This window comes from Eubacterium album, from assembly GCF_025336545.1.
Lineage (GTDB): Bacteria > Bacillota > Clostridia > Lachnospirales > Lachnospiraceae > Eubacterium_U > Eubacterium_U album.
In genome coordinates, this window is the sequence record NZ_JAODBU010000012.1 from 78004 (window position 1) to 100865 (window position 22862).

Genomic DNA, 22862 nt, shown 5'->3' on the forward strand with positions numbered 1-22862 from the left:
ATAGATGCATGGAAGAAGCATAAATTATATAAATGTGTAGAATAGACATATATTTTCAGTTAGCAGAAATTATATAAATGTGTAGAATAGACATATATTTCCGGTTAGCATAAAATTATATATACGTCAATTAAAATCTAAAATAAATAATAAAATATAAATTATAGAATATAAAAATGAACCTGTATATTTAAGATAGTGTTTGGCAGAATGTAATTTTGTCAAATATTGAAAATCTATAGGTTCATTTTTATTTGTTGTTCTTTGTTAAGAATAATCTTTGTCAATCATAGTGGGAGTCTGGGTTTATTTGTAAGATTTGATTTAGAGTTATAATGTCATTGATATTGCGCTTCAATGCATGCACAATTAGTTTTATATAACTATACCTAGTCTGTAACGTCATCTTTAATAAATAGTCCATTTACAATATATCGTGTATTACTTTTTCCTGAAGTACATGTGCTAAGTGTTAATATTTTACTGTCCTGAGTTAAAGCTACATCTTTTCTAACATTTGCATTAGAAACGCTTGGATTAAGAGTTGTCTTGAAATAGTCCATTCGCACCTGAATATCCGAAAAATCAAATGCTTTTAAAATATGAGTATCATCATAAACATAAGCTGAGTAAACTCTGTATGTTAATTTGTGACTAGGTGTATAAACATAAAAATATTCATGTTTATCAAAGAAGTCTTTTTTCTCGAAATAATGTAAGTGTGCAAACATTGTGCCGTTTAACATATTATGACCATAAAATACAGTTACGGGGTCAGTGAAATCAGTTGAGTTTATTTTTTCACTATATATACAACCTGAAAATTCATAATTTCCTTTTTCATTATGTGTAAGATAAAAGGAATCATCTTTAGAATCATCAGATTGCGCAACCGGCAATTCAATTTTTGTACCGGGAATATATATGTATGCATAAATATCTTTGTTTGTTTTAGCAATCTTATCCCAATCATATGGATTTATGATTGAGTCATCTTCATTATCATTCATGCTGTCAGAGTTATTGTTGATAGCTGAATTATTGTTAGATTTATTTGACTGAGATGTTGCATTAGTTTTCTTGTATTCTGTTGGATTTTTGCCACTGGAAAAATACATAAATATATATGTTCCTGCCACAGAAAAAGCGAGCATCGCAACAATCAAAATAGCTATTAAAAGATTTCGCTTCTTCATGGATTTCTTATTTCTCGAAGATGAAAATTTCACCATTGTTAAATTCCTCTCTTAATATATAAATAGCCAATTTCATAATATAGACAAGTATATGACTTGGAAAAAAGGATGTCAATTATGCGGTATCTGATGGTGCCTAATTTAGCTTGATTTAGTAGAAAAAATGGTTGCGTAAATAAAAAAATTATGGTATAAATATTTATTGTTGGAAACAAATGGGCAGATTCCCGAGTGGCCAAAGGGGACAGACTGTAAATCTGCTGGCAACGCCTTCGAAGGTTCGAATCCTTCTCTGCCCATTATTTATTCAACGGGTTCGCCGGCGTGGCGGAACTGGCAGACGCGCAGGACTTAAAATCCTGTGGTAGCAATATCGTACCGGTTCGATTCCGGTCGCCGGCATATATATGTGCGAAGCAATGAGTCCACATACACAAAAAAAGAACAGGTTCTTTAGAAAGCTAGTTTTCAGAAAGAACCTGTTCTTTTTTTTTTTGATGCGGCGAATGCCGCATCAGCGAGATGGAAATTATATTGTCTGCAATCCTTTATAGAAAAAGAGGTTGCAGGCATTTTTGTTTTACAATAAAAAATAGTAAATATTTACATTTTGGCCCTAATCATTTACTATAAAAGGAGGGTATTTGTTATATTGGACATGGAAATGTTCATGAACTTTATATAAGTTAATTTGCAGTTATAGGTTTATAAAGTATGTTTATGTATATGAGTGAAACAGCATAAATATTATAAAAAATTATAAGTACTAAAAAACGACAGATGAAGTTCATAAACAATTTTTAAAGAAAATTGTAATATAATGTATGGTGGAGAGAAAAGTGTATAAATTATTAAAAAAATGGAAAAAAGCAAAGATAAGAACGCAGATTATTCTGACTTATATTGCGGTTCTTTTATTGTCATTTATAATGACGTTTACATTAATTTCAGCTGTAAACGGAAGATATACGAAAATTGAAGTTGGTAAGGCAGGAGTGCAGACAGTAAATGCACTTCAGGGAAATTTAGCGCTTATTTTTGATAATGTAACTCAATTTTCAACACAGATATATTTTGACGATATCGTACAGGATTCTTTAAGACAAATAAATTCAGAGAATATTAATTTGAATTATCAAAAAAACATAACAAAGAGTTTGTTTAATATGATATTATCCGGAGAATACATTTCCGGAGTATATATATTTGATAAATATAATAATTGTTATAATTCTTATAAGAGACCACCAAAAAAAATAAATAAGCAAATCCAGGATACAAATTGGTATAAGGAAATGCAGCAAGCAAATGGAAACGGATTTTTCTATAACGGAAGCGATGGAACAATAGAATATTATGCACCTAATGATTATCTGTGCTATGTAAGACAGATTGTAGATAAGAGAGATTATAAACCTTTGGCTACACTTCTAATAACTTTTGATGATTTAGTATTGCAGGACTATTTTAATCAGGTTAGTAATGATTACAAGAATCAGTTCTACATAGTTGATTCGAAAGGAAATTATATTATTGAGCCTCAAGACAAAAAGCGTGATTTTAAAAAGTATACAAAAATTGCAAAAAATATGTCTAAGGAGTACATGGAAGTAAATAATAAAGACGAAAAAAGTGTTGTTGCAAGTCAGGATATAGGAATACAGGATTGGAAACTTATCGGAGTATTTTCAATGGATAACATTACATCTTTAGCTCCATACTATTCGACAGTGATAGTGGTAATTATGTGTTTAAATGTTGTATTTGTATTTATATGCTCAATGTTACTTACATATCTCATATTTAAACCACTTGCAAAAGTAGAAAAACATATGAAAATAGTTGAAAACGGTGAATTTGTGACAATGCCTGTTGTAGAAAATGATAATGAAATCACAAGCCTTAAAAAAGTATTTAACCATATGATTTTGTCTGTTAAATCTTTAATGAAAAAGGTAAAGGATGAAGAAAGAATTATTGCAAAAGGCAAGTTAGACATAATACAGGCGCAGATAAATCCACACTTTTTATATAACACTTTAGATGCGGTTTCAGCATTAGCATTAATGGAGGAAAATGAAAAATGTTTCCAGATGACGCAGGCGTTAGGAAATTTTTATCGAAACAGTCTAAACAGTGGACTTGATTATATAACAGTTGAGGATGAAATAAGTAGTATCGAAAGTTACATTACAATATTAAACATGAGATACGACAATCAGATAAAAGTTAATTATGAAATAGAAGAATCGGTAAAAAAAGAGAAAGTTCTTAAACTTTTACTTCAACCTTTAGTGGAAAATGCGGTACATCACGGATTAAATGGAGAAGAGGGAACTGTAAATATAAAAGTATTTGAACAGGATGATGAAATAATATTTATTGTATCTGACGATGGAGTTGGAATGAGTGAAGAAAGAATACAGGAAATAATGGAAGGTAAATCTGTTACTGGAAAATCGGGATTTGGACTTTATAGTTTAATACAGAGAATAAAGTTAATGTATGAAATAGATAATCCAATGATAATTCAGAGTGAAATAGGTGTTGGAACAGAAATAATTGTTACTGTAGGTAAGATAAAATCAGAGTAAGATTTGCAATAGTGTAAATGTACAATCAGACAAAATAGTGTAAATGTACAATCAGACAAAATAGTGTAAATGTACAGTGGAAAGAAAATAGTGAAACACATTAAATTAAGCAAAAAATCGGAGAAATAATTATGTTAAATGTATTGTTGGTGGATGATGAAAAATTAGAGAGGGTTTTAATTCGCAAAGGATATAAATGGGAAGAAAATGGTTTTAAGATTGTAGGGGAAGCAGCGTCCGGAAAAGAGGCATTGGAATATATAAATTATCATGAGGTGGATATTGTGGTGACTGATATTAATATGCCGGGAATGGATGGACTACAATTTACTGAAGCGCTATTGAAAGCACATCCTAAATGCAGGGTTGTAATTATAACAGGATTCAGGGAATTTGAATATGCAAGAAAAGCTATCAATTTAGGTGTTGACGAATTTCTTTTAAAGCCAATTAACATAAAAGAAATAAGTGAAGTGATGGCTAAATTAAAAGAGGAGATTAACCAGAGAAACAAAGAGGCTACAGAGGTGGCTAAATTAAAAGAAAGCATGGAGAATAATTATGACATACTAAAAGAAAGTTTTCTTTTAAGACTTGTTGAAAATAGAATAGATGAAGAAGAAGCAGTGAAAAAAATGGATACATATAACTGCAAAGAACTTATTGATGGTTGTGTATGCATAGATGTAAAAATTAAAGATAATCAGGAAGAGGAAAATTATAAAAAAGTTTATGAGTTAGTTCAAAATCAAAATAACGACAATATGATTACGTTTGTTCATTTTATGCATAATATAATAATTTATTTTGTAAATAAGGATTTGGATGAATGCATTAATTATGCAGAAGCATTGCATAAAAAATTAAATAAGATTGGAATAACTGCAACCATCGGAATAAGTGGTAAAAATATAGGATTTTGTGGCATTGCATCGGCATATGGTCAGGCAGATAAGGCGCTTGGAGTTTCAGTTTTGCTTGGAAGAAACAGAGTGGTTACATATTCTGAATACCAGGAGGTTATGAAGCAAAATAATTCTAAAATAGAACTTGACTGGGATAAATTTGCGGAAGCTATAAATAATTGCAGGGAAGAAGAAATGCTGAAATACATTAAAGATTATATTGAAGTAATTAAAAAAGGAAAGATAGCTGATGAAGAATATTTAAAACTTATGACAATGACAATTATTTTACGTGCAGGTTCGACTCTTAATAAGTATGGAATAAATTTGTATCAATTAATAAATGAAGAGGACGTTTTTAAGGATGTAAGAGCGATTAGAAGTGTAACAGATGCCTTAGAATGCGCCAAGGAATATATCAAAATTGTTTATGATTATCATAATCAAAAAAAATCTAAACGTAATAAAAATGTTATAGAAGATGCTTTAGAATATGTTAATAGAAATTTATACAATTCAGAACTTTCATTAAAGAAAGCGGCGACGGATTTATATATAAATGAAAGTTATCTAAGTAGGGAGTTTAAGAAGACGTACGGAGTCAGTTTTATAGAATATGTATCTGAAAAGAGAATAGAGGCAAGTAAAAAAATTCTTAAGCAGACTGATTTAAAAGTGTATGAAGTTGCGGAAAAAGTTGGGTTTAAAGATTCACATTATTTCTGCATTTGCTTTAAAAAGCAGACAGGAAAGACAGTAAAAGAATACAGATGTTAATAAAAAAGGTTAAAAATTTATAGTAAAATTTTTAACCTTTTTTAGTCAAAATATTAAATTGAGATAGAGAATCTGATTAAGTATACTTTGAATATCAAATAAATTGAGGAGGATTTATAATGAGAAAAAATTTATTTAAGAAAGTGTTGGCGCTTACTTTAGCTTCAACAATGGCATTCTCAATGGCAGGATGTGGTAGCAAAGGTGGTAGCAGCGATGCTAAAAATGACGACGGTACAATTACATTAAATGTATGGCATCAGTGGTCAAATGATACTAATGAACTTAAGGGCAAATATGAAGAGGCAGTTAAAGCTTACGAAAAAGAAAATTCAGGTGTTAAGATTAAGACAGAAACTTTGGATACAGAAGCTTACAAGACAAAGATTAACGCTGAATTTGCCGGAGACGCAAAAGGAATCGACGTATTCTATTGGTGGGGTGCAGGTACAGCAAAGAAGTTAGTTGATGCAGGAAAAGTTATGGCATTAGATGACTATGTAACTGATGATGTTAAGTCAAAAATTTTAGAAGGTTCAACATCAGCATTTGAATTTGATGGAAAATTATATTCAGTACCAATGTTTTCATGGTATATGACATTATTCTGTAACAAGACAATGTTTGACAAGGCAGGAGCTACATTACCAACTACATACGATGAATTAGTAGATGCAGTTAAGAAATTAAAGAAATTAGATGGTGTTACACCAATGGCAGCAGGTGCTAAAGACGGATGGAATGCAGCATTCGTATATCAGGCATTAGCTTTAAGAGAAGTAGGTGCAACAGGCGTTAACGAAATGTTATCAGGAAAGAAAGAATTCGGAGATGAAGGATTCAAGAAAGCAGCACAGAAAGTAAGTGATTTATATGAAATGGGAGCATTTGGGGACAATCCTTTAGAACAGGGAAATGATGACGCAAATGCAGCATTTGAAAATGGAAAAGCAGCTATGAGACTTATGGGAAGCTGGTTTGCAAACAATGTATACACAGACGATGCAGCAACAATTAAACCTGAAGAAGTAGTAGCATTAAAGATTCCAACAATCGCAGATGGAAAAGGTGAAGCAACAGATTACTGTGGTGGATTCGTTGAATCATTCTGGGTTAACAATAACACTAAATACAAAGAAGAAGCAGCTAAGTTCTGTATTTACATTAATGAAAAAATGGGCGTAGCTTCATATGAAACAGGATCAGGATTCAGTGGATGGACAACTCCTGCAGATGAAAGCAACTTAAACCCATTATTTATTCAGATTAAAGATTTATTAGCAGAAGGAAAACAGGGTGTACTTGCTTGGGATACATCATTAGAATCAGAACCGGCAGCAGTACATAATGAACAGGTTCAGACATTATTTGCAGATGGTGCAGACATTGATGCATTTATAGATGAACATAAGGCAGCTATTAACGGTAAATAATAAGTGAGGCAGGTAGTGTTATGGAAAAAATGCTTGGAAATAAGAAATACATATTAATATTTATATTACCGGCGCTACTATTGTTTTTAGGATTTACCTTGATTCCATTAGTTACGTCAGGAATTTACAGTTTTTTTGAATACAATGGAATTGGAACAAAAACCTTTATTGGTATAAAAAACTACATACAATTGTTTACTGAAGACAGATATTTCCCACTTGCAGTAAAGAACTCTTTGATTCTTGTAGTGGCATCAGTATTTATTCAGTTACCTATATCATTAATTTTAGCTTTGGTATTATCAAGAGGAGTGAAAGGCGATGGATTTTTCAGAACTGTATATTTTATCCCGGTTGTAATATCAAGTATGGTTATAGGACAGTTGTGGCTTAAAATGTTTAATAATGATTACGGTGTAATTAACACCGTAATCAGATACTTCAATCCTAAATATGAGCACTCCTGGCTAACAAAGGATGCTTTTATGACGGTTTTAATTCCGTCTATATGGCAGTACATAGGATATCATATGATTATTTTCTATGCAGGTATAAAGTCTATTTCAACAGACTATTATGAAGCAGCTCAGATAGATGGAGCGTCAACGTTGCAGGTTCATATGAAAATTACATTACCTTTACTTGTTCCGGTAATAAAAACATGCGTAATATTTGCAATAACCGGATCATTAAGAGCCTTTGACCTTGTTTATGTTATGACAGGTGGAGGCCCAAACCACATAAGTGAAGTTCCCGCTACGCTAATGTACAATAATTTATTTAGAAAAGGTTTGTATGGATATGGAAGTGCACAGGCGTTCTTTATAGTAATAGAGTGTCTCATATTTACATTTATAGTTAACAGAATATTTAAAAAAGCAGAGCAGAATGTTTCAGCAGTATAGGAGGGCACAATGAAAAAGAAAAAAATTATGGGAGCAATAAAATTTGCTGTCTTATTATTAATTGCTTTAACTCAGTTGTTTCCACTATATTGGCTTATAACATTTTCGTTAAAAAGCAACACGGAAATATTTGGTGAAAATGTAATTGGACTTCCTCATGTATGGAGATGGGATAATTATGTGACAGCATTGAGCTCATCAAATTTAATCAGATATTTCCTTAATTCAGTATTTTATTCAGTGGTTACGGTAGTAGCAGCAGGAATAATTTCATCAATGGCAGCATATGCCATTTCAAGAATGATATGGAAATTAAGAAACCTTGTATATGGGTTATTTATGATTGGGATTATGATACCCGCGCAGGCAGCATTGTTACCATTGTTTCAGATTTTAGATAGACTGGGACTTAAAGGTGGATATTTAGGATTGTTAATTCCTTACATTGCCGGAGCACTTCCTATGAGTATAATGATTTTGGTAGGTTTCTATAGAGGGATTCCAAGAGAAATGGAAGAAGCGGCTTATATTGATGGATGCGGAATTTTTAAATGTTTTATACAAATCATATTCCCTATGGTTAAATCAGCCATTGCAACAGCTTCAATATTTACATTCTTAGGAACATGGAATGAATTGATGTTAGCAAATACATTTGTTGACAGTGATGAGTTCAGAACACTTCCTGTAGGTATTATGTCACTTGCCGGACAGTATTCGACAGAATGGGGATTAATTGGAGCAGGTATGGTAATTGCAACATTGCCAACAATTATTATCTACTTCTTCTTAAGTAAGCAGGTACAGGAAAGTTTGGTAGTAGGTGCAGTAAAAGGATAAATTAATTTATCCAAATAATTTTATGGATGCAGGTATTGTGAAAGTGTATTACACGAAACAATCCGTAAGACATCTTATTAACACAATGTTATATAATTAGTATTGATAAACATAGCAACTAGCACTCTAAATAGTTTGTTTATCATACCAATTAATTATATAGGTTATCATTAATAATTGTTATGTCAATTATTACTAATAGTTTTCTTTTTTTACGGTACTACCGCTTTACAAATGTAGATTTGTGAAGCGGTAGTTTCTTTACGGGTATAAAAAGAGTAGATTTGGAGTCTGTTAGAAGGATGCTTAAAAGATAAAACACTAAATTCTTCTTAATTCATATTGAAAAAGTATGAATTATGCTCTATAATACATTTATATTATTAAAGATAAAAGATGCCTGAGAAGTATTTGACGTTATAATTGTTGCAAGTTTAATTAACGATTACGCAAAATAAATTTATATTATAAATTTAGGCATCTGTTAAATGATGAAAACTAATAGGAGATGTAAATATAATGAAAATTTCTACAAAGGGAAGATATGCATTGAGATTAATGCTTGATATTGCAGAGCATTCGGAGGGAAATACACCGGTAAGTATAAAAGATATTGCAAAGAGACAGGAAATATCTGATAAATATTTGGAACAGATTATTTCAGTTTTAAATAAAGCCGGCTATGTAAGAAGTACAAGAGGACCTCAGGGTGGATATTTATTAAAGAAAAAACCGGAAGAATATACAGTAGGAATGATTTTAAGATTAACAGAAGGCTCATTAGCTCCTGTTGCATGTGTGGAAGATGATGCAGAACCATGTGAAAGAATGACAGGATGCGCAACTGTTAGAGTATGGCAGGAGATAAATGATGCAGTAAAAGCTGTAGTTGATAATATTACATTGGCAGATTTAGTTCAGTGGCAGTTAGAAGAAAATCAAACAAATGACTATTGTATTTAATCTAAATTAAATAAATACAACATAAAATAAGTGGAGCAGATGAAAAGCGTCTGCTCTTTATATATGTGATTCATAATAATTCGGTTAAAAAACCGGAGCGTTTGTACCGATTCCATTAGTTAATTTAACAATTGGAGGCAGGTATAAATGCTCCGACTTTTTTATTATAATAAAATTACACGTCTAATAATTTATTAACAGCATCCTGAATTTCAGGATGGTTTCTGTATTGTTTTATTAATTTTACTTCGTGACTTGTAAGATTAATAGGTTCTTCATCCGTGTATCCAAAAGTGCCTAAAATATTTTCAATATTATAAATTTCGCATAACATAAGCAAGGTATCAGCATTAGGTTGAGTTTGACCGCTTTCCCAGCCATATATGGTCTTTTCGGCAACGTTTAAAGATTTTTCTTTGAGTATACCTGATACATCACGCACACTCAATTTGTTTAACTTTCTATAATTTTTTAATACTTCAGAAATCTTTGCATTCTTCATCTTATTTACCTCTCTTTTCAATAATATAGTAAGAAAAAATTTACGTCAACAAATTCTCTTTTACAAAGAAAAAACTTCATTGCAATTCTCCCAAACAAAGAATATAATGTAGATATTAGTAAAATTTTCTTGGGAAACGAGAATGGTGGTATCGAATGAATAATCAAAAGAAAAGTAATAGCAGGGTATCTGAAAATATAGTTGAGTATATAAAACGTAATAAAATTTCAGTTGCCCAGATAGAAAAAGATACAGGGATACATATGTCAGAATTCATAGATAATAATGCGGATTTTAGCGCAGGTGAATTCTTAGAACTATGTTCCTATCTGCATTTGGACCCGAAAGATATGAGATAACATTTGCAGATAAGAAAATAAGAGCAAATCTGCATTTAACTAACCCAAGGGATATGAGATAGGTGATAAAGTGCTTAAATACGTATGTAGAAATGACAATATAAAGACAAAAAGCAGCACATGTCCGGTGTGTGGAGAAAGAACTGAATTAGAAAAATCAGACATTTACTGGTGTGATAATTGCAAGGTTCCGCTATTTCAAAGTGAGTGCGAATGTTGTAGTGGAAAAGGGACAAGAATAACAACAGATATAAGACCGGTATTCCCGGAAGAAAGACTGCTTTTAGAGATTTTATTAGATAAAATCCCTGGGACATATGAGAAGGATTCAGTATGGAACTGTTCCGGGAATAAATATTTAATTAATGGTAAACGAATTAAATTTTCAGTTAAAGAATTAAAAAATAAAGATGTTGATGATATTAGAAGTAAATATGAAGAAGCATCAAAAAATATAAGTTATGAATATTTTGAACAATATGCAGATAAATTTGTTCAGGCGAACAGAAGCAGATACGAATTCATTGTAAGAGAAGCAGTGGATTACATTAAAAATTCTACAAAAGATTACACGGCAAAAGATATGTTTGTATCTTTCTCAGGGGGAAAAGATTCCACAGTTACATCAGATATAGTTATGAGGGCGTTAAGTGAGCCAAAGATATTACACATATTTGGAGATACTACATTAGAATTTCCGGAAACAATGAGATATGTTGATAGGTTTAAAAAAGAACATCCCCAAACTCCGGTTTTATCTTCGAGAAACAAGGATAAGGATTTTGAAGAACTATGTAAATTAGTGGGACCGCCAAGCAGAGTAATGAGATGGTGCTGCACAATATTTAAAACCGGTGCGATACAAAGAAAGATAAAGACTTTATTTAGAAATAAAAACAAAATAATAACATTTTATGGAATAAGACGAAGCGAGTCTGCCAGTAGAAGTAAATACGAAAGAGAAACAGAAGGCTCTAAAATTACAAAGCAAATAACAATATCCCCAATTATAGACTGGATGGATTTTGATGTCTGGTTGTATATGCTTACAACAAAAATAGATTTTAATTATGCGTACAGATTGGGATATGCAAGAGTAGGATGCTGGTGCTGTCCAAATAACAGTGGGTGGTCAGAATTTTTGTCAAAAATTCATATGCCACAACAGTCGGAAAGGTTTAGGCAGATGCTAATTGATTTTGCAAAACAGATTGGAAAACCGGACCCTGAAGTATATGTAGATGATGGCAAATGGAAAGCACGTCAGGGTGGAAATGGCGTAGATTATGCAAAAAAGACAGCAGTTTCTTTTGAACCATGTGCATTGGAAGAAAATGCATTTAATTATGAACTGCAAAGACCGATTTCAGAACAATTGTATGAATTGTTTAAACCATTTGGATATCTAAATTTTGAATTTGGAAATAAACGACTTGGAGAAGTTTATGTTACGAGAAAAGATGGAAGACTAGTGCTTAAACTTCAGGGAAGAATTGGAAGTACAACGTTAAAAGTAACGATAATCGATTACAAAATAGATGGAGCTGCAAGTGTTAAGGCAGCAGAAGACAAAGTTAAATGTCAGATTACTAAATATCAAATGTGTATGGGATGCAGGGCGTGTGAGAGTATATGCAAGCATAATGCAATTGTTATTAAAGAAGATAAGGAAGGTAATCTTGATTATAAGATTTTGGATGATAAATGTGTAAGATGTGCTGAATGCGTTAATCATTACACGGCAGGATGTTATATGCGAAAAGTATTAGCAACGAAAAAAGGATAAAAATATGGCAATAAAACTTAAGGGACATGAAACATTTACAATACGTGAAGGTTGGCTTGATAAAGGGTTAAAAGCGGTAAGTGACAATGGAAAAGTTTTTTCTGAGAACTATGGAGCAGATGCTTTAGGAGTTGGAAGCAATATGGCGAAAGCTATCAGATACTGGCTTAAAGCGGGGAAATTTATCGAGGAATCGCCTAAAAACGGAGCAAAGTTAACTGATATTGCAAAGATAATAAAAGATAATGACGAATATTTAGAGGATAGTTTTGCATTGTGGATTTACCATATAAATCTTGTATTTAATAAGGATATGGCAACAACATGGTATTTATTTTTTAATGAGACGAATATGGATGAATTCACTAAAGAGGAAATTGAGTATATTATTCTTGGAAAAATGCAAATATTAGCTGAAGGAAAGAAAATATCAGAGCGTTCATTAAGAGATGATATTTCGGTTCTTTTAAATATGTATGTGAAAGAAAGAATAGAAGATTATGATCCGGAAGAAAAGAAAATATCTCCATTTGCAAAATTAGGATTAATAAAGAAGGATAGGGATAGATATTTTAAAACACAGCCTGATAGAGAAGTATTGATAAACGAAGTATTTTTATATGCATTGATGAAATATTTTGAAGAAAAATCCAAAGATTCTGTTGGAATAGATGAATTGTTAAATGCACCATTGTCCCCGGGCAGGGTTTTGAATTTGAAAAGAATTGCATTAAATGAGTATTTAGATAATCTTGCGGCTTTAAATTACATAACAGTAAATAGAACGGCAGGACTTGATATGGTTTATTTGAAGAAAAATATTCCATTAAATGAAATAGTAGAAAAATATTACGAGAAAAATTAAAGATAAACTGTGAAGGAGCATAATATGAGCCAATTAAAGGATTTTATTGAAATAGACAAGAAATTTCAGAATTCAATAAACTTACAACTGGATATAGACAATAGAAAAAAACTCAACAGTTATATACCTACACGTTCATCAATAAATATATTAAATGGATTTCTTGAGAACGTTATTAATAATAAAGAAAAGGCAAATATCCTTATTGGACCATATGGAAAAGGCAAATCACATTTATTGTTGGTTTTATTGGCTATTCTTAAAGAATCAGAAGATAAAACAACAGAAAAACTTTTAAATAAAATAGAAAAAATATCAGATGTGACAGCCAATAACGCAAGACTTATTCATAAAGAATATAAGCCATTTTTGCCAGTTATTATTTCAGGAACGGACAGGGATTTAAATCATGGGTTTGTACTTGGCTTAATGGAGGCTTTAAAGAAAAATGATTTGATGGACATTGCTCCTGATAGTGATTACAGCAAAGCTGTTGAAGTGATTGGAAATTGGAAAAATAAATATAAAAAAGTCTATAAGGAATTTGAGAATATTTTAACAGGTTATGAAACTAACGTTAAGGAATTAGAAAAAAGCCTTAAGTCAATGAATCGTAATGGGTTAGAAATTTTTAAGAAAGTATATCCTGAATTGACGGCAGGAAGTGAATTCAGACCGATGGTTCAGGACAATGCAATGACACTGTATAGAGAAATAAGCATTGCACTTAAAGAGCATGGATATGGTGGCATTTATATTATTTTTGATGAATTCAGCAAATATATAGAAGGGCATGAAAGGGAAACATTTGCCTATGATATGAAGATACTTCAGGATATGTGTGAATTGGCAAATAATTCAAAAGAACAACAGATACATATTACATTTGTTGCCCATAAAAGTATAAAAGAGTATGGAAATGCATTGCCTCAGGATATGATTAATGCATTTAAAGGTGTAGAAGGCAGATTAAAGGAAATAAGATTTATTGTATCAGCTCAGAATAATTATGAACTTTTGCAACATGTAATTAAGAAAAAAGGAACAGAATATAAGGCATGGCTAAAAGAGGAAAATAATAGTGAAATTATTAAAGAATCTTATAAAATACCATGTTTTCAAAGTATGTTTAAATTTAGCGATTATCAGCAGATAGTTGTAAAAGGTGCATTCCCAATGTTGCCTTTAACAGCGTATGCGTTACTTAATATAAGTGAAAAAGTAGCACAAAACGAGCGAAGCATTTTTACTTTTTTGGCAAATGACGAAAAGGGAAGCCTTGTCAATTTAATTGAAAACGGAGCAGATGAATTGCTTTCAGTAGATGTAATTTATGATTATTTTAAAAATTTATTTAAGGAAAGTATTTCACTTACAAATATTCACAATGAGTGGCTAAAGGCAGATTATGCTTTGACTAAGGCAGAATCTTTAGGTGAGGAAAAAGTAATTAAGGCTATAGCCATACTTCATATGATTAATAAAAATGAAGAGGTACCGGTAAAAAAAGAAGAAATTCGTCTGGCTACAGGACTTAGTAAAGAGGATTTTACAGGATATTTGCAGAAATTAGAAAACAAGGAAATTGTAAAATACCGTAATAAACTTGGAATATATACTTTCAAAAATAATATTGGAATTAATTTGGATAAGTATATGAACCAGATGATTGAAAAGCAGTCATTAAGCTTAAATTGGGCAGAAGAGTTTGCAAATATTTCTGAATTAGAATATGTACTTCCTAAAAAATATAACAGGGAATACACTATGACACGTTTCTTTAAATATGTGTATATGACACAGGAACAGTTTCTTAGTGTAAAGAATTCAAACTATTTGTTTGATACATATAAAGCTGACGGATTAATTGTATGCATTGTAATGTTAAAAGAAAATGATGCAAATGAAGTAAAGGCGCATACAGATAAGCTTAAGGATGAAAGAATAGTAGTAATTTATCCTAAAAAAGCATTTGGACAGCAGCAAAGCATCAGAAAATTAAAAGCCGTAAAGGCATTGCTTAAAGATAAGAATTTTATAGATGAAAATAAAGTTTTACAACAGGAACTCGAATTATATAGAGATGATTTAATTTTTGAAATTAATGGAGAACTTGAAAGTCTTTATATGCCTGAAAATGGAAATGATATTTGCTTTTACAGTGGACGTGATAGTGAAAAATTAAAATTTGAATCAGAAAAAAATTTTAACAGATTTTTAAGTGATATATGTTCTTCGTATTACGAAAATGCTCCTAAAATTAATAATGAGCTGATAAATAGACAGAATGTTTCAGCGCAGATTAAAAAAGCAAGAAATCAGATAATTGATGCTATTCTTGGAGAAGAAGATTTATCGGGATTTGAAAAAGGAACAAGTTCAGAATCAACTATTTTCAGGGCAACATTAGTTCATACAGGGATAATGGACAATAATGAATATGAGGCAGGATGCGAGAAAATTTTAAAAGAGATAAGAGATTTTATAGGTAAATGTGCCGGTAAAAAAACATCTTTTGATGAGTTGTATTCAAAAATAATGGGAGAAAAATTTGGTGTAAGAAAGGGAGTAATACCTATTTTTCTTGCAAATGAAATTGTAGGTTTGCAGGACACACCAATTATTTATCTTCGAGATAAAGAAGTTGATATATCAAGCGAAATACTAAATAACATAAATGAAAAGCCGGAAGAATATTTCCTATTCATTGAAAAAGAAAATATGGAAAAGGAAAAGTATCTCAATATTTTAGAAGAAAACTTTATTACTGAGGAAATAAAGAAAAAGAAACAGTCTAAGATGCAGAGATTAAGCAATATTGTTGAAAGTATGCACAGATGGTACAGGTCTATAGACCAGTATACTCTTACATTTACAAAACAAATTTTCAATAAAAAAGAAAAGGGATATATAGAAGAGGAAACATTTGAAAAAATAAAGAAATTCAGAAAGATTTTTAAAGGGATAGAGTTAAATCCAAGAGAAGTCTTATTTGAGAAAATACCGGAAGCAATTTGTGGAAATATTGATGATAATGCATATGAAAAATGCACACAGGAAGTTTTGAAAATAAAGAAATGCATGAGTGAAAATCTGTATTTTACAAAAATAAAAACTGCAACAGATATAAAGAAAATTTTTGGCGAAAAAGCAAATGACAGTCTTAGCGAATGTCTAAAAACATGGTATGTAGAGCAAAGTGAAAAAGCAAAGTCACATATTTTTGCAGAAAATATAACTGGATTTATGACTTATATTGGACAGCTAAAAACTAATGATGAATTAGAAATCGTATCAAGAGTGTGCAAGATAATTTCCGGAATTTATATAAATGACTGGAAGAATGATTCTTTTGAACAATTTATGGATGAATTGGCGAGAGTAAAGGCGAGCGTTGAGGCAGTAAAGGAAAATAATGAATCAGGCTCAGGCGAAAACAGAATTTATATTGAAAATGGTGGAAATAAGATAGAAAGATTTTATGAGACTGATGATGACGACAGCACAAGTTACTTTTTACAAAATGCTATTGAAGAAGCATTAGAAGAATTTGGGGATACGTTGGAACTTAATCAAAAAGTTTCGGTACTTGCAAAGGCATTGGAGGATTTATTAAGCAAATGAAATTAACTTATTTGGATAATGGGGCAACAACATTTCCTAAACCTGAAAAAGTATATCAGGCAATGGATTATGTAAATAGAAATCTGGCTGTAAATGCCGGACGAGGCTCGTATGATTTGGCTAAGAAAGCTACAGGTTTAATAGATGAAACAAGGACAAAAATGCTAAGTCTTGTTAATGGAGAACAGGTAGCTGATGTTATATTTGCACCTTCAGCAACAATTGCACTTAACATGATTATAGGTGGTCTTGACTGGAGTGAAAATGACATATGTTTTGTTTCTCCATTTGAGCATAATGCAGTAATGAGACCGCTCAAAAAAGCCCAGGATGAAAATAAATTTGAAATTAAGCAATTACCTGTTATTAGAGAAAATATGACAATTGATTTGGAAAAAATGGAATATTTATTTTCTGTTAATAATCCGACAAAGTTGTTTGTAACACATATAAGTAATGTTACAGGATATATTTTACCGGTAAAACAGATTGTGAAAATTGCAAAAAAATACAATTGTAAAGTGATTATAGATGCTTCACAATCGCTAGGATTAATTGATATAGATTTGGTTAACATGCAGGCGGATTTTGTTGTGTTTGCGGGTCATAAAAATATGTACGGACCATTTGGAATAGGTGGATTTTATATGAGAAAAGGAGAAAAAATTAATCCTTTTATTGCAGGAGGAACAGGTAGTGATTCACTCAATTTGAATATGCCGTCATCAATTCCGGGAATGTTTGAACCATCGAGTCCAAATATAGTTGCAGTTGCAGGTTTAAATGCAGCAGCAAATGTTATAAAAGAAGAAGGTATAGATTATTTTAAACACGAGAAGGGACTGACGGATTATCTTACTTTAGAATTAAGTAAAAACAAAAATGTAGTTATGTATTTGCCACCTAAAGATGCACATGTAGGAATTGTGGCATTTAATATAAAAGGTTATAAAGCGTCAGATGTAGGAATGATTCTTGACGAAGATTACAGCATTGCCGTTAGAACAGGGTATCATTGTGCACCACTTATACACAATCATTTGGAAGACAAGGATTATGTAGGTGTGGTTAGGGCAAGCCTTGGAAGATATACCACGAAAGATGATGTGGACAGGCTGATTATGGCAGTGGAAGAAATTGGTGAGGAATAATGAGTTTTAGAGATTTAAAAATACATGTTAGATACAGAAGCGATGAAAATGATATACCAAAGGACTTTTTAATACCGGTACTGGAAAAAAGTGTGATTTATAAAAGGTCAGTAGGGTTTTTCTCAACATCTGCACTTTCAAATATTTCAATAGGTTTATTTGCAATGGCACAAAATAATGGAAAGGTGGAACTTATTTGCTCACCGAGACTTTCAGAAGATGATATAGAGGCCATTAATTTAGGATACAAAACAAGAGATGAAGCTTTTACAGAGGCTTTGCAGATTAGTATTAAATCACCTATAGATTATTTTGAAGAAGAAAGATTGAATCTTGTTGCAACTATGATTGCAAGTGGAATGTTGGATTTGAAAATTGCATTTATGGAAAATGAGAACGGAATAAGTTTATATCATGAGAAATTAGCAATATTTGAAGATGAATTTGGGAATAGAATAGGATTTACAGGTTCGCTTAATGAATCAGAGAATGCATTTAATGATAATTTTGAATCGGTATATACATTTTGCAGCTGGAAGGACGAAAGTCAAAAGGATGGCGTAGAAAATATAGAACAGGATTTTGATAGAATGTGGAATGACTGCACAAAAAAATTGTGCATAATTCCATTTCCAAAAGTCGTTATAGAAAGGTTAAAACAATTTAAAAAAGATAAAGTTGATTATGATACAGACAAGAAACAGTTTGATTATCATGATTTTATAAAACCTGAGAAAATATTTAAAATCCCTGATAATGTCAAACTGAGGGATTATCAGATTGAAGCAATAAACGGATGGGAACAACAGGGATATAAAGGAATATTTTCAATGTCAACAGGATCGGGAAAATCATTTACTGCTTTAGCCTGTATGGCACATTTGGCTGAAAAGGTGGATGAAAAACTGGCAGTGTTTATTGTATGCCCATATATACATTTGGTCGGACAATGGGAGGAAGATGTAGTTAACTGGGCATGCAATCCTATAATAGCTCATTCAAAGTCATCAGATAAAAAATGGGATTTAAATTTAGTAAAGGCATATAAGCGATTTAGAAATAATGGGAAACCATTTGTATGTATAACTACAAATGATACTTTTGCAAGTGAAAAAATACAAAATATTATACATAGATTAAATGAAGAACAAAATGTACTTTTGATAATTGATGAAGCACATAATTTTGGCTCGGTCAGATTGTCAAATATGTTGCCTGAAAATATTAAATATAGAATTGCTTTATCAGCAACAATAAAACGACATATGGATAAAAAAGGGACTCAGAAGATTTTTGATTATTTTGGAGATGAGTGCATTGTTTACGATTTGGAGAGGGCTATAAAAGAAGGTGCCTTATGCAAATATAAGTATTATCCTATACCGGTATTTTTGGATGAAGATGAGCTGGATAAATATTCATATCTTACGGAAAAAATAAAGAAATTTGTAGTTGAAGAAGAAGGTAAAGTAAAAATATCGGAAGAGGGGAAATTATTAGTTTTTAAAAGGTCGAGATTGTTAGCAGGTGCTAGAAATAAACCTAAAAAACTAATGGAGTTAATGGAAAAATATAAAAATGAAGACAGTATCTTAGTTTATTGTGGGGCAACATCAATGGAAAATGAAGATGAAGAGAACGAAACTGTTGATTTGGTAAGACAGATAGATGGTGTTACAGAAATGATAAACAAATCATTAGGTATGAGGGCTCACAGGTTTACGGCAGAAGAAGATTTATATGAACGTCAGGAGATAAAGAAATATTTTCAAAATGGTCTTTATCAGGTAATTACGGCTATTAAATGTTTAGATGAAGGTGTAAATATTCCGGGGATTAAGACAGCGTTTATTATGAGCAGTTCAAGAAATCCAAAGGAATTTATTCAAAGGAGAGGAAGACTTTTACGAAAAAGTTCAAATAAAGAATTTGCAGAAATCTATGATTTTGTAACTTTACCAAGAAAATTGACAGATGTGGCTTACGACGATTTTGAAAGGGATAGGTCAATTATAATTGGAGAACTGTACAGAATTAATGAATTTGCAAAGCTAGCTGACAATAGAATAACAGGTGAAAGTCTTATGACAGATATTATGAATTCATATAGTGTATTTTTTGATATCGACGAAGAAATAGAAAAAATGGAGGAGTATTACGATGGATGAAAAAAATCAGGTTGAGAAACAGGTAGTTAAGGAAATGTTTGATGAAATACGTAAAATGGAAACCAGAAATGTACGAAGTAATGAATATAGTGATAAGCAAATGGTTGATTGGATTTGTACAAAAATTATGAAAAAAGCACGTAAGGATATGGAGGGAACGGTATGAGATTTAGAAAGATTAAATTACATAATTTTATGAGATATAAGGGAGATAATGAATTAAATTTTTCATGTAATCCGGAAAAGAATGTAACAATTATATTAGGTGATAATACATTTGGAAAAACGACAATTGCTCAGGCGTTTAGATGGGTATTATATGGAAATGTAAATAAAACTAATTATGTGGATGATGTAAAAGAAATTACACTTTTAAATAATGAGGTTATTGCGTCACTTAGACAGAATGAGATTGCGGATGTAAAAGTCGAACTTGTTGTTGAGGACGGGGATAAAACTTATGAATTTATAAGAACTCAAAAGTTTAGAAAAGTATATGATGATCCGGGAGATTTAACAGTTTTACCTGTAAATATAACTCCATTTTTGGATATGAGTGTGAATGGTGGAGGGCTTATAAGTAATGCCGGTAATCGTGATAAGAATCATCCGTCAGGATGTGTACAGAAAACTATAGAAGAGATGTTCCCTGAAAAATTATCGAATTATTTATTCTTCGATGGTGAAAGATGGAGCCAGACTAAAAACAAATCAGAAGATATAGAAAAAACAATAAATATTATTTTAGGTATTTCGTCAATTCTTAAGATGACAGAACATTTAAAAAATGGAAATTCCGAATACAGGACAAGTGTGTTAACTAAATTAAGAAGAAGTGTAAAAGGATCTACGGATGAATTTAGAAAGACAGAGTATGCAATAAAAGAGATAGACAAAAAAATATGGGAAACTAAAGAAGCAATTGAAAACAAAACTAATGATCTTGAAATGGCAAGACAGAAAGCTGAAGAATTAGATGAAATCCTTAATGAAAACAGCAGTATGGAACAACAGCAGAAGGAATTGAAAAGCAATGAAAAAAATCTAATAAATGAAAAAGGGCATGCCAGAAGATATTATGCAGATATTATAAATTTGCTTAGTAAGTCAGATAAATTTTTTACAAGTGAATTACTTCCAAGAATTGAAGCAATATTAAATGAAGTTGACATTGAAGGAAAAGATATCCCGGGAGTTACTTCAGATACTATAGACTGGCTTCTTAACAATGGGGTATGCCTATGTGGTGAAAAACTAGAAGAAGGTAGCTCGCATTATGAAACTATGATTAAGTTGAGACAGGATGTATATCCAAATAAGATTGGAGGCCCGGCTAAATCATTAAAGTTAAAACTTGCTAATTGGAAGCACGATAATTCAGAGTTAGTTTCAGAAATTAGAGAAAAATGTAGGGACTATGAAGATACACAGGATGATGTCGAAGAAATAGAAAGAAATATAGAAAATCTGGAGCGAAAGATTGACAGAAAACTAAATCTTGAGGATGTGAGAAGAAAGTATAGGAATTTTAAGAATAGATGCAATGAGTGTGAGACAACAATAAATTCATATAATTATCATTTGGAAAATTTACAAAAAGAAAAAGATAGCCTAACAAAACAGTTAGATGGAATAGCAAAGCAGGATAGAGAAAATGCAGTTGTATATAGAGCCATCGCATATGCAGAAGCATTATTTGAAAAAGCAGATTACAATGTGAAAGCCAGAAAAAGTAAAACTTTGGAAGAATTAAACGCCCTTATTAGTGATAATTATGAAAAAATGTTTAACAGCAATGAAAAGTATGCAAAATTAGAGGACGATTATAAGATGCATATGTATTACAAAGCAGGAGGAGAGGAAAGGAACCTTTCAGAAGGAGAAGTTACGGCAATTAATTTTGTATATATAGTTAGCATTTTGGAATTGGCAAAGAGAGAAAAGAGCAATCAGGAAGAAAAAGAATCAGTGTTAAGTCTTCCTTTGGTTCTCGATGCACCATTTTCAAAATTAGGAACTCAAAATATAGGACTTATTTCAAGAAAATTGCCGGAATTTGCTGAACAGGTAATTATATTTATGCTTGATAAGGATTGGGAGGCATCAGGCCTTGATAAATATACATTAGATGATTATTGCTACAGGGTAGAAAGAGAATATTCTGATGTAAGTTCAACTATAGTTGGAAATGGAGGGGTAAAATAATGGAAGAAAAAAAGTATGACTATTTTAAAAATGAAGATTTTGTATTACACGGAAGATATGCTAAATATGTTGATGCAATGTGGGTACAGGGAAAAATTGAGGATCATAGCAGATTTAAGAGACTTGTAGATTTATATGCTGTGGGTGCCATAATTGGACTTAGAACAGGTAATAAAAGAGCTGATGATTTTGAAACAGATGATAAAAGAACAGTTCAATTAAAACAGATTGCAGGAGAGTATGACAGGTTTAAAACTATTATGCAGGTTATTTTGCTAATTGACGATAGCAGAAATATGACGCCGGAAGAGAAAGCAAGAATTGCATTTGATACAAATGACAAAAGCGAATATAGATACAAGGAAGATATGGAGTTATTTAATTCATATGCAAGAGGTGGTATAGAGTACCTATATAATAAGCTTGTATTGCGTTCAACAAAAGAAGATGATGAATTTGTAGACGCAAGAGTAGCAAATATAATGGCACTGTTTAATGATGATATGCAAGGTGAAGCGATGTAGAGTGGAAGAATAAGTGTTAATAATGAAGAGGAGTGTAGAGAAGAGTTAGAGAATAGATGCAATAA

General features: G+C 31.4%; 17 protein-coding genes and 2 tRNA genes. 17 read left to right on the forward strand and 2 right to left on the reverse strand.

All coding sequences use genetic code 11. The features are described from left to right. Nucleotides 1-389 precede the first annotated feature (389 nt). Nucleotides 390-1232 (reverse strand): class B sortase, encoded by an 843-nt coding sequence (locus N5B56_RS11710; protein WP_117910265.1) that lies wholly within the window; start codon nt 1230-1232, stop codon nt 390-392. Between the two features lie 181 nt (nt 1233-1413). Here N5B56_RS11710 and N5B56_RS11715 point away from each other — a divergent pair. The 8 genes from N5B56_RS11715 to N5B56_RS11750 all read left to right on the forward strand — a co-directional run bounded on the left by N5B56_RS11715 (nt 1414) and on the right by N5B56_RS11750 (nt 9613). Continuing rightward, nucleotides 1414-1495 (forward strand) — tRNA-Tyr (locus tag N5B56_RS11715). A gap of 19 nt (nt 1496-1514) precedes the next feature. Continuing rightward, nucleotides 1515-1598 (forward strand) — tRNA-Leu (locus N5B56_RS11720). A 437-nt stretch (nt 1599-2035) separates the two neighbouring features. After that, a complete protein-coding gene (locus tag N5B56_RS11725) occupies nt 2036-3790 on the forward strand; it encodes a sensor histidine kinase (protein WP_260979025.1) in 1755 nt (584 codons plus the stop codon). Between the two features lie 131 nt (nt 3791-3921). Next, complete coding sequence (locus N5B56_RS11730; protein WP_260979026.1) at nt 3922-5472, forward strand: response regulator; 1551 nt, start codon at nt 3922-3924, stop codon at nt 5470-5472. 119 nt (nt 5473-5591) lie between these two features. Further along, the gene (locus N5B56_RS11735; protein ID WP_260979027.1) at nt 5592-6905 is read left to right on the forward strand and encodes an ABC transporter substrate-binding protein; all 1314 of its coding nucleotides are present in this window, start codon (nt 5592-5594) and stop codon (nt 6903-6905) included. 20 nt (nt 6906-6925) lie between these two features. Continuing rightward, nucleotides 6926-7810 carry a carbohydrate ABC transporter permease gene (locus tag N5B56_RS11740; RefSeq protein WP_117910262.1) on the forward strand — a complete coding sequence of 295 codons (885 nt, stop codon included), beginning with the start codon at nt 6926-6928 and terminating at the stop codon, nt 7808-7810. Nucleotides 7811-7819: 9 nt separating this feature from the next. Then, nucleotides 7820-8650: a carbohydrate ABC transporter permease gene (locus N5B56_RS11745; RefSeq protein ID WP_260979028.1), complete on the forward strand. Its 831-nt coding sequence runs from the start codon at nt 7820-7822 to the stop codon at nt 8648-8650. Between the two features lie 519 nt (nt 8651-9169). Beyond that, nucleotides 9170-9613: an RrF2 family transcriptional regulator gene (locus N5B56_RS11750; protein WP_022088452.1), complete on the forward strand. Its 444-nt coding sequence runs from the start codon at nt 9170-9172 to the stop codon at nt 9611-9613. Nucleotides 9614-9788: 175 nt separating this feature from the next. Here the strand turns inward: N5B56_RS11750 and N5B56_RS11755 are convergent, their stop codons facing one another. Then, entirely contained in the window at nt 9789-10115 is a 327-nt protein-coding gene (locus N5B56_RS11755; protein WP_117910773.1) for a helix-turn-helix domain-containing protein, read from the reverse strand. A 155-nt stretch (nt 10116-10270) separates the two neighbouring features. Here N5B56_RS11755 and N5B56_RS11760 point away from each other — a divergent pair, with 155 nt between their 5' ends. From N5B56_RS11760 to N5B56_RS11800, 9 genes are all read left to right on the forward strand, one after another. Further along, a complete protein-coding gene (locus N5B56_RS11760; protein ID WP_022088450.1) occupies nt 10271-10474 on the forward strand; it encodes a transcriptional regulator in 204 nt (67 codons plus the stop codon). Nucleotides 10475-10544: 70 nt separating this feature from the next. Next, a complete protein-coding gene (locus N5B56_RS11765; protein ID WP_199522704.1) occupies nt 10545-12260 on the forward strand; it encodes a phosphoadenosine phosphosulfate reductase domain-containing protein in 1716 nt (571 codons plus the stop codon). 4 nt (nt 12261-12264) lie between these two features. Then, a complete protein-coding gene (locus tag N5B56_RS11770; RefSeq protein ID WP_118565692.1) occupies nt 12265-13125 on the forward strand; it encodes a DUF4007 family protein in 861 nt (286 codons plus the stop codon). Between the two features lie 24 nt (nt 13126-13149). Beyond that, nucleotides 13150-16749: a DUF6079 family protein gene (locus tag N5B56_RS11775; protein ID WP_260979029.1), complete on the forward strand. Its 3600-nt coding sequence runs from the start codon at nt 13150-13152 to the stop codon at nt 16747-16749. Further along, on the forward strand, nt 16746-17900 hold the full coding sequence (locus N5B56_RS11780; RefSeq protein ID WP_260979030.1) for an aminotransferase class V-fold PLP-dependent enzyme: 1155 nt from the start codon (nt 16746-16748) through the stop codon (nt 17898-17900). Before N5B56_RS11775 ends, N5B56_RS11780 begins: the two co-directional genes overlap by 4 nt. Next, nucleotides 17900-20068: a DEAD/DEAH box helicase family protein gene (locus N5B56_RS11785; RefSeq protein ID WP_260979031.1), complete on the forward strand. Its 2169-nt coding sequence runs from the start codon at nt 17900-17902 to the stop codon at nt 20066-20068. The genes N5B56_RS11780 and N5B56_RS11785 overlap by 1 nt, the downstream gene beginning before the upstream one ends. Next, a complete protein-coding gene (locus N5B56_RS11790) occupies nt 20061-20234 on the forward strand; it encodes a hypothetical protein (RefSeq protein WP_260979032.1) in 174 nt (57 codons plus the stop codon). The genes N5B56_RS11785 and N5B56_RS11790 overlap by 8 nt, the downstream gene beginning before the upstream one ends. Next, nucleotides 20231-22273, forward strand: a complete 2043-nt coding sequence (locus tag N5B56_RS11795; protein ID WP_260979033.1) for an AAA family ATPase — start codon at nt 20231-20233, stop codon at nt 22271-22273. Before N5B56_RS11790 ends, N5B56_RS11795 begins: the two co-directional genes overlap by 4 nt. Continuing rightward, nucleotides 22273-22797 carry a hypothetical protein gene (locus tag N5B56_RS11800; RefSeq protein WP_260979034.1) on the forward strand — a complete coding sequence of 175 codons (525 nt, stop codon included), beginning with the start codon at nt 22273-22275 and terminating at the stop codon, nt 22795-22797. Before N5B56_RS11795 ends, N5B56_RS11800 begins: the two co-directional genes overlap by 1 nt. Nucleotides 22798-22862: the final 65 nt, after the last annotated feature.